The organism is Sphingobacterium spiritivorum ATCC 33861, assembly GCF_000143765.1.
Taxonomy (GTDB): Bacteria; Bacteroidota; Bacteroidia; order Sphingobacteriales; family Sphingobacteriaceae; genus Sphingobacterium; species Sphingobacterium spiritivorum.
Genome location: NZ_GL379779.1, coordinates 38078 through 53268 on the forward strand (window position 1 = coordinate 38078; position 15191 = coordinate 53268).

Genomic DNA, 15191 nt, shown 5'->3' on the forward strand with positions numbered 1-15191 from the left:
AGCTACAGCATATTCAAAAAAATAGCCCTGTCTTATGGGACAGGGCTACTCCTAAATCAAATAATATCTTATTTAGGCTCGCTATATAATGCTCTCCAGACTACAGCTGCTACTATTGCCCCTGCTACAGGTGCCAGAATAAATAACCAGAGTTGCTGTAAAGCTGCTCCACCAGCTAAAATAGCTGGCCCGAAACTTCTCGCAGGATTGACAGATGTACCGGTGATCGGAATAGCCACCAAATGGATTAATACCAGAGTAAGACCTATTGCCAGTCCGGCCATAGTACTGTTTCCAACTTTAGAAGTTGTAGCCAGAATAACAAATAAAAATAAAAAGGTCAATACAGCTTCTGTTAGAAATGCCGCTGTTGTTCCATACTCATTCTGATAGCCTTTTCCCCATCCATTAGAACCATAAGCCCATTCTCCGGCAGAGAATCCGGCCAGCTGTCCGTTTAAGATTTGCTGCAGGACAAACGCTCCTAATAATGCGCCGATTAACTGAGCAATGATATAGACTACAGCATCCTTTGCAGAAATCTTACCCGCGACTAAGACGCCTATTGTGACTGCCGGATTGATATGACAACCGCTTATTCCCCCGATTGCATATGCAAATACGACTACAGAAAGGCCAAATGCAAATGCAATGCCCAAAAGTCCCAGTCCTGACAATCCCGCTATGGTACTGGCGCCTGCTACTGCTGCTGCCCCACATCCAAATAGCACTAAGCCGAATGTACCTATTAATTCAGCCACAAATTTTGTTGAGGTTTTAATTTCCATAAATTTTAATATTGGTTAACACACTGGTTCACAGCAAAAATCAATCCTAAAACACACGATTAGTTATGATTTTCAGGCCTTGTAATCTTTTGTCCACAAGTCCGCTTCTGAATAGAGATAATTTCTCTAAATCCTCTACCTTTTTTCGCCGACAAAACCACCAGCTTCACCGAGTTATTTACCACACTGATCTAATGTCTGTTTTACAGAGCAGTAATGGAACCTACCTTTGAATCAAACAATTAACAATGACAACTAAAAATATTAATCATATGAAAACAATTATCAAAACCATCGCAACAGCATTGCTCCTGATCACATCATTCAGCTCTTTTGCTAACGAAAATCCGGATCCGTTAAAAAACATGAATTCAATGGCCATTGTCAGGACATTTCTGGAAGCCTCTGCTCTGGGACAGGCAACACTGAACGAAGAACTGTTAGCCAAAGATTTTCAGTATTATAATGCTTCCTCTCCTGATCTTACATACAATAAAAAACAATACAGTGAATTTCTGAAATCCACAAAAGGACTAAAATACAATTGCAAAACATCCTATCAGATTCTGGATGAAAGAGGTAGCCATTGTGTAGCAAAGGTCACTATGAAATTTGAGAATTTCACAAGAGTAGATTACATCACTCTAAACCGGAGCACAGAAAGCTGGAAAGTCAGCAAAGTGGTATCTACCTTTCCATAAATACAATAAGACTACTTTTTAGATTTTTTACTATAGGGCCTGCGTGAAATGCGCAGGCTTTTTTGTTTGAAAATTTTCCTCCTTATTTATTGTCTTATGACAAGTCATATCTTAAGACTATTCCCGAACTTTAGTCTGCACTATAAATCAAGTAATATGAACTTAAATGATCAGGTTACCAAAAATATCGTTCATATTTTTGAACAATTCAACCACTCGCTGCTGACAACAGATGAGAATCAGATAAACACCATTCCTTTTGAAGACAGCTGGACTATCGGACAGACGGCAGACCATATTATTATATGTAGCAGCGGTATCCCGGATGAACATACTCAGGTATCGGAACGACCATTTGATCGGCATGTATCTGTATTAAAAGAGATGTTTCTGAATATGGAACTCAAATTTAAAGCAGATCCCTCCCTTCTTCCCCGTAAAAACAGCTATACTAAAGACGAACTTTTAGAGCAAATGGAGATCAATAAATCAAACTTATTGAAAAACATAGAGTCTATGGACCTCACTTTAATATGTACGGACATGGCATTCCCGCAGATAGATTATTTAACACGCTATGAGTGGCTCAGTTTTATAGGCTTTCACACGCAAAGACATCTTATACAGATCGAAAACATAAAATACAAACTCACTAATTAGTTCCTTTCTAATACACTGTTTGTCAATCCGATAAAAGCGCATTATTATCAAAAAGCGTATTTATCCCAGATTTTGTAATTATGACATAAAAATCATCTTTATTCTAAAATTTAGTATTAAATTTATATTAACACATTGTTACCAAAGTGTTAATAAGATGAGGGCTATTTTCAAACATATCAGATTTTTGCTCAGCATGGCACTATGTATTTCTTTTAGTGTTCAATTCGCCTTTGCACAGAACAGAAGTTTTGATTTCTATGAAAGCACCTTTAGTTACAATGCTGATCCTACGATTATCATTCCTTTTTCCGACAGTTTATCTAATACTACGATTAAGGCCTTCTATGACAGCTTGGCTTCCGGTAATTATCAACCTTTAATAAGCGACCTATTAAAATACAAGGAACAATATGATCTGAATGACTGGCTATATTATCAGTTAGTACGTAAGACCGCTCAGAGTCTGAGTGCCAAATCGGATAATTATGCCAGGTATACGCTATATAAATGGTTTTTAATGACTAAATCGGGTTATGACGCCCGACTGGCAATTTACAAGGATCAGATTATATTTTATATCCGTAATGATGAGGATATTTCAGACATTCCGTTTTTCATGATAGACAAAAAGAAATATATGTGTCTAAACTATCATGACTATGGCAAGATGTTTAATGGTAACGGCGCGTACAAGCCTGTAGAAATCACAATACCGGAAGCCAGAAAAGACTTCAGTTATAAAGTGACACGTATGCCGGATTTCAGACCTGAACGTTATGTAGAAAAGCAGTTGGCATTTAAATATAAAAGCAAAGCATACCACTTCAAAGTAAAGCTCAATACAGATGTCAGTGATATCTTCGCCAACTATCCCGGGGTGGATTTCGAAACTTATTTTAACATTCCATTGAGCAAGGAAACTTATGAATCCCTGATACCTGTTCTGAAAGAGAATCTCAAAGGCATGAACCAAAAAAAAGGAGTAGACTATCTTATGCAGTTTACCCGCTATGCATTTTTATATGAAAATGATGAAGAGAACTTTGGAAAAGAAAAGAGATTATCTCCCGAACAAACGTTGTTAAATCAATATAGTGACTGTGATGACAGAGCCGCATTATTCTTCTATCTCGTCAAAGAAATATATGACCTGCCCATGATTACGCTATTATATCCCACTCACATTACAATGGCTGTACAATTTGACAAACCCATTGGCGAAGCTATCCTGTACAATGGCAAGTATTACTCTATATGTGAGCCTACGCCTCAAAAACAAAATCTGGCGATCGGCCAACTGGCTGATAATTTAAAGAATCAGCGATTTGAGATCGTTTACCACTATGATCCCAAGCGATAAACATAAATAAAACAAGAAAGGGGATGCTAAAAACATCCCCTTTGCTATTTATTGTATACTGTAATCTAAATTATTTTACTGCTCCCGGAGTAGTGTAAGGTAATGTCTGAGGATCATAATGTGCCCATCCTTTAGTCCAGTCTTCCGTTCCGAAAGCACCTTTGTAAGCTACTTTTTCGAAATAGCTTCCTGAAACTTTAGCATGTGTAAATAATGCACCTGTAGCTAGGACAGAACCCGTTGCCAATGTAAAGTCCGGATTTGCAGGAGTTTTACCAAAATCAGTTCCGTAGTTATATGGTGCTTTGTACATCGCTGTAGTTGCAAAGATCGTATTATCAAATGTATTATTACTTTTCAGCAATGTACTTAAAGCAGCTGAGTTAGTAGTAGAACTAATTTTCAGAGCATCAGTCTTAGATCCGATAAACAGATTGTTATTATATACTGCCGCACCTGTCAGGAAATTATTAGATGTTGAATTAGCTGTGGTCACTTTCGTATCATCCACATACAATCCGATCGGGAAACCTGAAACTACTGAATTGAATAAGCTGATAGATGAATTTCTACGAACCTGATTACCGTGTTGGTAACTTGCATTCGCAGATCCGCTCGCAGTCTGAAGTGGTCCCAAAATAGTCACGTTAGAAAATACAGCTGATGTTTTTGGAGTAGCGTCTGTACCGTCACCGTTGTTATCAGATTCAAATCCGTTAGATCCTGACTGATCCGCTACAGTAGCAACACGTTGAGCCAAAGCAAACTGAATATTTCCGGAATAACCAAAATCTGTGTCGAAATCGTCATCCCATGTACCGATTGCCAGTAAGTGTTTCGCATTAACTGTACCGCCAAACCACTCAAAAGCATCATCTCCTGATCTGTAAACCTGAATATAGTCAAGTGTAGTACCACTACCAACACCTCCCATTGTCAGACCGTTGATCTCATTATCTACAGAATATGCAATTCCGCCAAATTCAATACGTACATATTTCAGGACACCTGAATTATCGGCTGCATCTGTACCACCGTAGAAGATGTAATTTTTCTCATCTTTTCCTTTTGGAGCTTCCAGACCACCTTCGATCTTCACATCAGTTCCCATATTTACTGGAGCTTTACCTAACAGGATCACACCACCCCAGTCACCATGACTTCTGGCTCCGGCACCTAATGCTGAAGTAAACACAATAGGCTTATCAGCAGTACCTGTCGCATTGATTTTACTTCCTCTGGTTACAATTAGGGTAGCTTTAGTAGCTTTATCGCCTTTAATAATAGTTCCCGGCTCGATAGTTAATGTTGCTCCGTTAGAAACATACACAAAGCCTTTTAACAAATAAATCTTATCAGCAGTCCAGGTTGTATTAGAAGTGATTTCTCCTGAAATCTCTACTACATTACCATTATTGGTACCTGGTTTTTCAGTATCAGGACCATTGTCTGAAATTGTTGTTTTTTTACACGCTCCAGCCAATAGTAAAGCTGATAAGGAGAATAATAAGAATCTCTTTTTCATTATTTTGTTTGTTAATTTATGATTACTAAGTAATACTTTTAAAATAAAACTGTCATTAACAGTGTGTTAAAAAATCATTATGCTTTAGAAAGTATAATTAAATGACAACGAATAGTTTGAACCTGGTTTATATTTATAGTTCGTCTCATTAGGCGTACCCAATGCTTTATTATCATAGTATGCATGTACAGAACTATTGATAATATCACTTGCATTGAACTTGATCTCAGCCTTATTGTTAATGATCTTATAACCTATCTGCAAATCCAGTACATCGCGCGGAGCTTCCCAGGTACTTGCAAAACGAATTCCGCTCGCCTGTGCGATTCTCTTCCCTATACGGTTATACAGAATGTTAAAGTTTAGTTTATTGTCCATTGCGGAATGTTGCAAACCTGCATTGATAACATATGGAGACTGTCCTACCATAGGACGGGTTTTGTCGATGTAGTTTTGATCTGTAGGATTTTCTACTTTTGAGTGTACATAAGAGAAGTTGATATAACCTGTTGTATTCTCAAAAAATCTTTCTTCACTGATAAAATTTAGTTTCTTGCGGGCTTCCAGTTCAAATCCATACAATTCAGCTTTAGGCGTATTGAAGAATGTGATATCAGGAGTTGAATTCACATCATAACGATAAGGCTCAATGGCATCCGTAAATTGTTTATAAAAAACAGAGAAAGAGAAAATCTCACCTGCAGTAGGATACATTTCAAATCGCAAATCAGCATTATTGATAGAGCTACGCTTTAAGTTTGTATTACCCGAGATCATACCTAACTGCTCATAATCATAGAAAGAGAACGGCGCTAATTCACGAAATTCAGGACGTGCTATTGTACGGTAGTAGGAAGCACGAAGATTCGTTCTGTCGTCAATATTGTATGTAAAGTTAAGGGAAGGTAAAAAGTCGATCTGTGTATCATCAACAACTTTAGAAACTGTATTTAACTGTACATTATAGTTCTCTACACGAAGTCCGTAAACAAAACGGAACTTATCCGCAAATTTCTGATCAAGCATTGCATATCCGAAAGCAGTCAGTGAATTTGCATCATACTTGTCACCGCTTCCAGAAATCTCACTGTATTTGAAGTAATTTTTGTTAATAAATTCTTCATTGAATATTTTGTCGGGAGACAACTGACGGATTTGATTCTGTAGTTCCACATCCATCTGATTTGCATTCAACTCGAAACCTATAAAACGGGCGTCAAAATTACGTTTTCTGTATTGCGTTCCGGCACCGACTTTCAATGTTGAAGGCGCATCCAGAAATTTCATCGGTCTGGAGTACCCTACTTCTCCGGAATAAATGTTTTCATTCAAATCAGAGAAAAGTCTTGTATTTTCTTTACCGATCGTAGTAATATTCGCCAGATAAGGTACTGTCGGATCATCCAGGTCATTAAGATTTTTACCATAGTTGATCTTCATTTGATTAGGTTGCTGATTCAGAATATTACTCCAGGAAAGTGTCCACTTTAACTTGTCATTACGCTCTGTTAAAGCGTGTTCCCCCTCAAGGGTACTCTTGAACAAAGATTTCTGAAGAAGATCATAGGCGAAGAAACGGTTATCTGAAGAAGAACTGTTATTAATACCTGTTCTTTCGGTGTAAATATTATCATAAGCTCTGTTGTAAAGATTCTTAAATGTAATTTTACTTCTTCCGAATGAATACCCCAGGTTTAATAAACCACCCAGATTGGAACTGAATCTGTACTGATTATCATTGTAATCATACTCATACCAGTCTCTCTTGATATCAGCAAATATATTCTGTGAGTTGCGGTAACTTAAGGAGAATAAAGCTCCGAATCTATTGTTGTTTTCGAATTGCTTTACTTTTCCTATACCAAACTGATAGCTTTGAGAAGGAAGCGCAGATGTATTATTGATCGCAAAATCATTTGGCAATGACTTCAATACTAATCTGTTCCATTTCTCCGAAAGCCCTGCATTAACCGTCTCTCTTGAAGGAAAATTAGTAGCCAGTTTACTGGAACCGTCATCAAACCCCATATAATTCGCAAAATTTCTTTTTGTTCCTAAGAAATCCTTGAATGTAGAAGCCGTATTGTATCCGTATCCAAGACCGAATGATATAAAATCCTTTGTAGGGATATCAATAGTAGCTACCTGAACAGCTCCACCCGCAAAATCTGCAGGTAAGTCAGGAGTAGCTGTTTTTGAAATTGTAATCTTATCAATTAAGTTTGAGGGAATGATATCAAATGAAAAAGCTCTTCTGTTTGCTTCGGTACTCGGAAGGACAGAACCATCCAACATCGCTACATTGTAACGATCACTCAAACCACGGATAACAACAAATTTGTTGTCCTGTATAGTCGTACCGCTCACGCGACGTAAGGCTTCAGACGTATTTTTATCCGGAGACCGTTTAATCTGTTCACTGGAAATACCATCCGATATAAGAGCACTATTCTTTTGTTGTGCATACAAGGCACTGACAGATTCCTTTTTAAAAGACCCTGTGATCACGACCTGGTCCAGAACAGTTCCCTCCGAATTGTCCATCAGCACATCCAGATTCGTAACATCCTTATCTTTGATTTCTACTTCTGTAATTTGCTTAGTAGCATATCCTACATAAGAAAATTCTAATGTATACTTACCAACAGGCAATGCCGGGATATTGTAAATACCCGAAACATCAGAACTTCCACCTCTGGACGTTCCTAATACTTTTACAGTCACACCGACAATGGTTTCGCTTGTTTTACTGTTGATGACTTTCCCTGTTACTTTTCCACTTTGAGCAAAAGCGTTGGCTGTAAACATCAACAGAAGTAATGTAATGGTTAAGCCCTGGAGTTTTAATTGCGATTTCAATTCTTTGAGTTTTTTGTTTCCGCAAAACTATTATGGTAGTATTAGCATTGTGTTAACAACGGATTACTATTACATCAATTGGATGTTAAAAAATTATTAATACCTGCAATAAAAACCTTATAATTCACTAAATCACATCCTATTACAATATCATTTTAAGCATTATGTTAAGCATCATTCCGTTAACATATCCCCAGCATAGAGTGTAATAATATAATGAAGAATTCGCTTTATTAATGGATTTACGGTATTTTTATGCAATTAAATTGCATTATTAAATTTCTTAGCCTTATGGTTCACCAAATTCTGACAGCTAAAGACTTATCTTTCCGGTATAAAAATGGTACTGCCTTAACATTTCCGGAGATAGAGATCAATAAAGGTCAACATACCTTGTTACTGGGAGATTCCGGAAGCGGAAAAACCACATTACTTCAGTTATTAGGTGGATTATCGCTTCCTTCTACAGGATCTGTTTTACTTAACGGACAATCTTTATATGATCTTAAAGGTTCTAAACTGGATGCTTTCCGGGCTCAACATATAGGGTTTATTTTTCAGGAGGCCCATTTACTCAAGAACCTGACTTTGTTGGAAAATATCAAAATAGCACAGAGTCTGGCCAAATTACCTGTCAATGAAAATGCCATACTCACTATGCTCGAACAATTGCAGCTAAGCGACAGAACAAAGTCTTACCCCAATCAGCTCAGCCGCGGACAACTTCAGCGGGCTGCCATAGCACGTGCGTTGATAAATACACCTTCGCTGCTTATTGCGGATGAGCCGACTGCAGCATTGGATGATACAAATACAGCCCGTGTAATGGAATTACTGTTAAGTATTGCCGACCAATACGGATCAACATTGCTGATCGCGACGCATGACAAACGTATAAAAGACAGATTCCATCACACGTATAATCTTTAATGAGTTATACGATTGGTATTTGATTTATTAACTTTGACTACGACACCCATGAATACATTAAAAATAGTTTGGAAAAATATCAGTAAACAACTTGGCTCCACCATTTTGAGTATCATATTGACTGCTTTCGGAGCAGCCATACTATGCGTACTTTATGTGACAGGAGACAGTTTTGAAAAACAACTGGACAGCAACAGTAAAAATATTGATCTGGTTGTAGGAGCAAAGGGCAGTCCGCTGCAACTAATACTCAGTGCAGTCTATCACGTGGATAACCCAACAGGTAATATTTCACTGGCAGAAGCCAATCAGTTGAAGGAAAACCCATTCGTCAAACTTGCTGTTCCCCTGTCTCTCGGAGACAATTATAAAGGACATCGCATTGTCGGTACAAATGCTGATTTTCTGAAGTTGTATGAGACAACCGTTGAAGAAGGAAAATATTTTGACAAACCGTTTGAAGTAGTGATCGGTCATGCTGTGGCCCAAAAGCACCAGTTAAAAATAGGGAGCAAGATAAACAGTTCACATGGACTGTCCGCATCCGGAGAAGATCATCACGACCACCCATTTGTAGTGGTAGGTATATTGAAGAAAAATGATAATATCACAGACAACCTTATTCTGTGCAGTCTGGAAAGTGTATGGGATGTACATGGTCTGGCACACGGACAAGCGTCGGATGATCATCATCATGCTGAAGAAGATCTGCAAGAACAGGTAGAAGCACATCTTCATCACCATGGTGAGACAGAAGAAGAAGAATCTCACGACCATCCCCATGAGGAATATGTTAAAAATATCGGTCAGGATCTGATCAAAGATCAGGGTGAGGAAATCACAGCCATGCTTATTCAGTATCAGTCGCCCGCAGCTATCGCAATGCTGCCCAAACTGATCAATCAAAGTACAGCTATGCAGGCAGCATCACCGGCAATAGAAAGTGCCCGCTTATTTTCACTTTTAGGTGTTGGAATAGATTCTCTAACTATTCTGGCATACATTATTATGCTAATGGCAGGTCTCAGTGTATTTCTCAGTCTTTATAACGCTTTAAAACAGCGTAAGTATGATCTGGCGGTTATGCGGACATTGGGAGCCTCTAAAGCTCGCTTATTCGCTATGGTCTTATTAGAAGGACTTATCATTACCTTGCTTGGAGGATTGGTGGGAATGCTATTAGGACATATCGCTTTATTCTATATCAGTACACAGACAAGTCAGAGTGCCGGTCTGATCGAAGTCTTCAGCATCAACCCGGATGAATGGTGGATTTTGCTGATAGCCTGTGTTATCGGCGTTCTGTCCGCCCTTATACCATCTGTCAAAGCTTATAATACAACAATTTCAAATACGTTATCAAATAATTAAAATGAGAAAGCAGCTTTTATCCCTTATATTCTTACTGACTTTATCGACCTATACCCTTGCACAGATTGGAAACAGAGATCCGAATGTTCCTGATCATACCCCTATGATGAACAGCACCTGGGAAGCAATAGACAAAATGATGTATAAAGTTACTTATGAAGGAAGTAAAAAGATCTACACACCGACCTATCCGCCGGCACTGAAAGCGCTGGAGAATAAAATCGTAACCTTACCGGGATATCTGGTTCCATTGAACAGCGGACGTAATCATAAAACGTTTATGTTATCAGTATTACCTGTTATGCAGTGCCAGTTTTGCGGATCCAACGGAATTCCTCCGATGGTAGAAATATTCATGAAGGGAGAGTCGGTCAAATTCACAGATGAACCTATCAAAATAAAAGGAAAAATGAAATTTAATCCTGAACCGCTAAAGGGTAATGCTGAAATTCAGATTATTGATGCTGTTTTGATTAAGTAACAGCTTTAACGGTTTAATAATGCAACTTCTACACAGGAGGTCAATGCAGCTGTTTCAGTACGTAAACGTGCTTCTCCCAGTGAGATGGGCACAAAACCCGAAGAAATAGTCTTACCGATCTCCTCTGTAGAAAAATCTCCTTCCGGACCGATCAGTATTACATAATCCTGTTGAGGAGTAAAAACCTGACTGAGATATTGTTTTTCGCTATCTACACAATGTGCAATTGCCTTTTGTGCCGACACCTGCTCCTGTTGTTTCAGAAAATTAGTTAAAGTCATCGCGGGATTAAGCTTAGGCATATAAGCTTTGTATGACTGTTTCATAGCAGCTACGATTACTTTATTCAGACGATCCGGTTTGACCTCTTTTCGCTCCGAATGCTCACTGATAACAGGTGTGATTTCCTGCACGCCTACCTCCGTAGCCTTTTCCAGAAACCACTCAAACCGTTCTATATTCTTTGTTGGCGCTACAGCCATATGCAGATGATAAGAAGGCTTTTGGAAGGCCTCCTGAATTTCTATGATCTGCAGAGTAGTTCGTTTAGGATGGGCATCTATAATCTCCGCACGATAGAATCCTCCTCTGCCATCTATAAGATGAATCTGATCTCTGTTTGCCAGTCTGAGGACCCGTATAGCATGCTTACTTTCCTCTTCGGTCAGTATAAAATTAGCGAAATGGGATTCTATTTCCGGTGTATAAAACAGATGCATATTAACTAAAAAAGGGGTGTTTACTCTTCATCCTCATCATGAGGCGTCTCGATCAGTTCCAGTTTTACGAATTCAATATTCTGCTGTGTCTTTTTCATAATGGTAAAGGTGTACCCGTACAATTCTTTGTACTCCCCTACTTCAGGGATTTTATCGAACAGATCACTTACCAGACCAGCCATAGTATCATAATCGGAGCTTTCCGGCAGTTCCAGAGGTAAATACTCATTCACATCATGCACACTTGCACCGGCATCGATCATATACTCCGTTTCCGAAATGCGTTCTACAACTGGAGTTTCTTCATCATACTCATCCTGAATCTCTCCGACCAGCTCTTCTACAATATCCTCAAGTGTAACCATACCAGCAGTACCACCGAATTCGTCAAGTACGATCGCAATCTGAATACGCTTCAGCTGAAATTCAGCCATCAGGTCGTTGATTTTTTTCGTTTCAGGAATGAAGTAAGGTTTACGCATGATATTTTTCAATACCACTTCTTTTCCTTTCACAATGATTGGAAGAATATCTTTTGTATGCACAATGCCTACGATCTGATCAATATTATCATCATAAATCGGAATACGGGAGTATCCCTCTTCTGTGACTGTATTAATAAATTCGTCTGCTGTTGCATCCTTATCTATCGCTACGATCTTGGTACGGGGTACCATAATATTCTTGACAATCCGTTCATTAAAATCGAACACGTTTTTGATAAGCTCATGTTCAGAAAAATCCAATGCACCACTTTCCTTCCCCTTATCCAGCAAATACTGAAGTTCTTCAGAAGAGTGGTGAGATTCGCTTGAATGAGGCTGTATACCAATCAGCTTTAACAAGAAATTAGCAAAACCGTTCAACACCCATATAAAAGGAATGAACAGATAATAAAAAACACGAAGAGGAATGGCTAATCTCATCGTTGTAGCCACCGGTTTTTGAATGGCAATAGACTTAGGTGCCAATTCCCCAAGTACTACATGGAGAATAGTAATAATAGCAAATGCCAGTACGTGCCCACCCGTTTTAGCCCAACCGGCCGAGATATCTACACCTACAAACTGGAAGAAGTTGCCCACGATGTCAGTCATGACACGTTCTCCGATCCAACCTAATGCAAGAGAGGCAAGTGTAATACCCAGCTGGGTTGCAGCCAGGTATCCATCTAAATGCTCTGTAATATTTTTAGCAACTTTTGCTACTTTACTTCCTGATTTGGCTTGTAGTTCTATTTGAGAAGCCCGAACTTTTACAATGGCAAATTCGGCAGCCACAAAAAAACCATTAGCAAGTACTAACAAGAGTGTCCAAAAAACATCGAGAGCCATTATTTAAGTTATTTGTTAACAAATGTTTGCTTGTACAATTCAAGACTTTCCAACAAGATTTCCTGTGCTTTCTCACGCCCCTGTACACCCTCTACCACTACTTGCTTATTTTCCAGAGCCTTGTATGTTTCAAAGAACTGTACAATTTCCTTCATCGTGTGAGGAGGCAGTTCTTCAATATTATTAATGTAATTCATGACAGGATCATTTTTGGCTACAGCGATGATTTTGTCATCCTGTTCACCTCCATCGACCATATTCATCACACCAATGATCTTAGCTTCAACAAGACTCATTGGCATAATATCCACTGAACAAATGACCAGGATATCCAAAGGATCTTTATCATCACAATAGGTCTGAGGAATAAAGCCATAATTAGCAGGATAAGTAACCGCTGAACTCATTACACGATCCAGGATTAGCAGACCACTTTCTTTATCAAGCTCATATTTTCCTTTTGATCCGTTAGAGATCTCAATAATTGCATTGACTGATTCCGGCATATTACTTCCAGGGGAGACCTGATGCCAAGGGTTTTGTGTACTCATTTAATTATTACTGTTTATCTGTTGTTTTAATTTTTCTGTTTTTTATCGTTCTTTTCAGAACTGCAATTACAATAGGAAGGAAAGCAATAGCAATCATTCCTATGATAATATATTCGACGTAATTAATGATTCCCGGAAATTTGACACCCAGAAAATATCCGGATAATGTCAATAAGGTAACCCACAAAAAGGCTCCAAACACATTGTAAATAACAAATTTCTTAAAATCGAGCTTAACTACACCCGCAAATATGGGTGCAAATGTACGAATAATCGGAACAAACCTTCCAATAATTAGAGCGGTTCCGCCATATTTTTGATAAAACTCTTCCGCCATTATAATGTACTTGCGCTTGAAAATCCACGAATCCTTGCGTTTAAAGAGCATAGGCCCCGTTCGATAGCCAAACCAATATCCGGCAAAATTACCGGCTATACCAGCCAGCAAAATTCCAAAATACATGGTTTCAATACTAACATCAACTTTATTCAAAGCACAGAAAAGGCCGGCTAAAAACAATAAATAATCTCCAGGAAGGAAGAAACCAAAGAACAATCCTGTCTCGGCAAAAACAATCAATACAACTAAATAGAAACCTCCTGAACTCAATAAATGTTCAGCGTCCATTAATTGTTGAAATGACAACAAAAACTCTTGCATATATCTAATTTAGTATACCGTTAACCGTTACCTTGAAAACAATCCAGGTAAATACGGACATACTCAATATTTCCGAAAAACGAAAATGATGCCATGGTTATAAAGTATACATGTTTGATGAAATAAAAATTACCGTTACTTACTGTTTGTAACACTCGCAATTGCTTCTCTAATGTCCTCTGCTATTTTGGCCAGTTCCTCATCAGGCAGACTCAATTTTGGTTTTTCAAAATTCATATCGTGAACAGCATTTAGCGGGATCAGGTGAATGTGTGCATGGTTTACTTCCAGACCTACAACAGCAATTCCAACTTTACGGCAAGGAAAAACTTTTTTTATACCCTGTGCAACAATCTTGGCAAAGATCCACAGACCCATATATTCATCATCAGAAATATCAAAGATGTAATCGGTTTCGCGTTTTGGAATTACCAATACATGACCTCGGGTCAAAGGTTGAATATCCAAAAAAGCCAGGTAATCAATACTCTCCGCAACCTTGTGTGCGGGGATTTCACCTGCAACAATCTTCGAAAATAGAGTTGACATGTTCTAATTTATTAAAGTGCAACAGCAAATATATGAAAAACGACCGCAAATGTATGGAGACCCCTCAAAAATATGTGATTGAAAAGACTGAAAAGAGCATAATCCCAGGCTGCTTTTTTCCACATATCTGAATTCTCTTCTTTAGCTACAGGTATCATTTCACATGTGGTATGCTTGGCTATACTTGCTCTGCATTCCACGTGATAATCCGGTCAATTAATTTTCTTAAATACTTCTTACCTTTCAAAAAGAGAAGAGGGTATATTTATCAAACTCTTTCATAACTCAGGTGATAACAGACATTCCTGCTTTTATCAGCAATCTGAAGAAATATGATAAATCGCTGGAAGTTAACATATAAAAAAAGCGGTCGCAAATATTTGTGACCGCTTTTTTTATATGTTTATTTGAAATTATTTGCGGTTATGGCAAAACCGCCTATAACCTACAATACTATTTATCTAGAAATCTCCATGATCTCAAATTCGATTTTACCAGCCGGCACTTCAATTGTTGCTGTATCTCCCTTTGATTTACCAAGCAAACCCTGGGCAATTGGAGATTTAACCGATATTTTACCTGATTTAAGATCAGCTTCTGTTTCAGAAACAAGCTGATATGTCATTTCTGAACCGTTTTTTTTATTTTTGATACGAACAATGGATAAAGCAAGTACTTTTGACGTATCCAATTTGGACT

15 protein-coding genes are annotated in these 15191 nt (G+C 38.3%); 6 read left to right on the forward strand and 9 right to left on the reverse strand.

What is annotated here, in order from left to right; all coding sequences use genetic code 11:
- Positions 1–68 precede the first annotated feature (68 nt).
- Positions 69–788, reverse strand: coding sequence for an MIP family channel protein (locus HMPREF0766_RS21295; protein ID WP_003002152.1), 720 nt, complete (start codon positions 786–788; stop codon positions 69–71).
- Positions 789–1060: 272 nt separating this feature from the next.
- Here HMPREF0766_RS21295 and HMPREF0766_RS21300 point away from each other — a divergent pair, with 272 nt between their 5' ends.
- The 3 genes from HMPREF0766_RS21300 to HMPREF0766_RS21310 all read left to right on the forward strand — a co-directional run bounded on the left by HMPREF0766_RS21300 (position 1061) and on the right by HMPREF0766_RS21310 (position 3512).
- A complete protein-coding gene (locus HMPREF0766_RS21300) occupies positions 1061–1489 on the forward strand; it encodes a nuclear transport factor 2 family protein (RefSeq protein WP_037461133.1) in 429 nt (142 codons plus the stop codon).
- A gap of 156 nt (positions 1490–1645) precedes the next feature.
- Positions 1646–2149: a DinB family protein gene (locus HMPREF0766_RS21305; protein WP_003002155.1), complete on the forward strand. Its 504-nt coding sequence runs from the start codon at positions 1646–1648 to the stop codon at positions 2147–2149.
- Between the two features lie 196 nt (positions 2150–2345).
- The gene (locus tag HMPREF0766_RS21310; RefSeq protein WP_052646472.1) at positions 2346–3512 is read left to right on the forward strand and encodes a hypothetical protein; all 1167 of its coding nucleotides are present in this window, start codon (positions 2346–2348) and stop codon (positions 3510–3512) included.
- A 70-nt stretch (positions 3513–3582) separates the two neighbouring features.
- Here the strand turns inward: HMPREF0766_RS21310 and HMPREF0766_RS21315 are convergent, their stop codons facing one another.
- Positions 3583–5037, reverse strand: a complete 1455-nt coding sequence (locus HMPREF0766_RS21315) for a hypothetical protein (RefSeq protein ID WP_003002160.1) — start codon at positions 5035–5037, stop codon at positions 3583–3585.
- Between the two features lie 84 nt (positions 5038–5121).
- On the reverse strand, positions 5122–7896 hold the full coding sequence (locus HMPREF0766_RS21320; RefSeq protein ID WP_236590418.1) for a TonB-dependent receptor: 2775 nt from the start codon (positions 7894–7896) through the stop codon (positions 5122–5124).
- Between the two features lie 291 nt (positions 7897–8187).
- Between HMPREF0766_RS21320 and HMPREF0766_RS21325 the strand changes: the two genes are divergently transcribed.
- From HMPREF0766_RS21325 to HMPREF0766_RS21335, 3 genes are read left to right on the forward strand one after another with little or no spacing between them, the layout of a single operon-like run.
- A complete protein-coding gene (locus HMPREF0766_RS21325) occupies positions 8188–8826 on the forward strand; it encodes an ABC transporter ATP-binding protein (RefSeq protein ID WP_236590417.1) in 639 nt (212 codons plus the stop codon).
- 48 nt (positions 8827–8874) lie between these two features.
- Positions 8875–10197 (forward strand): ABC transporter permease, encoded by a 1323-nt coding sequence (locus HMPREF0766_RS21330; RefSeq protein WP_003002168.1) that lies wholly within the window; start codon positions 8875–8877, stop codon positions 10195–10197.
- A gap of 1 nt (position 10198) precedes the next feature.
- Positions 10199–10678, forward strand: coding sequence for a hypothetical protein (locus tag HMPREF0766_RS21335; protein WP_003002170.1), 480 nt, complete (start codon positions 10199–10201; stop codon positions 10676–10678).
- Between the two features lie 5 nt (positions 10679–10683).
- Here the strand turns inward: HMPREF0766_RS21335 and HMPREF0766_RS21340 are convergent, their stop codons facing one another.
- The 6 genes from HMPREF0766_RS21340 to HMPREF0766_RS21370 form a co-directional block, all read right to left on the reverse strand.
- Positions 10684–11397, reverse strand: a complete 714-nt coding sequence (locus HMPREF0766_RS21340; RefSeq protein ID WP_003002171.1) for a 16S rRNA (uracil(1498)-N(3))-methyltransferase — start codon at positions 11395–11397, stop codon at positions 10684–10686.
- A gap of 20 nt (positions 11398–11417) precedes the next feature.
- Positions 11418–12731: a hemolysin family protein gene (locus HMPREF0766_RS21345; RefSeq protein ID WP_003002173.1), complete on the reverse strand. Its 1314-nt coding sequence runs from the start codon at positions 12729–12731 to the stop codon at positions 11418–11420.
- An 8-nt stretch (positions 12732–12739) separates the two neighbouring features.
- Positions 12740–13282 (reverse strand): inorganic diphosphatase, encoded by a 543-nt coding sequence (locus HMPREF0766_RS21350; protein ID WP_003002176.1) that lies wholly within the window; start codon positions 13280–13282, stop codon positions 12740–12742.
- 7 nt (positions 13283–13289) lie between these two features.
- Complete coding sequence (locus HMPREF0766_RS21355; protein WP_003002178.1) at positions 13290–13943, reverse strand: DedA family protein; 654 nt, start codon at positions 13941–13943, stop codon at positions 13290–13292.
- Between the two features lie 135 nt (positions 13944–14078).
- A complete protein-coding gene (locus HMPREF0766_RS21360) occupies positions 14079–14492 on the reverse strand; it encodes an HIT family protein (protein WP_003002180.1) in 414 nt (137 codons plus the stop codon).
- Between the two features lie 457 nt (positions 14493–14949).
- A partial coding sequence (locus HMPREF0766_RS21370) for a GreA/GreB family elongation factor (protein ID WP_003002184.1) occupies positions 14950–15191 on the reverse strand: 242 nt, incomplete at its 5' end.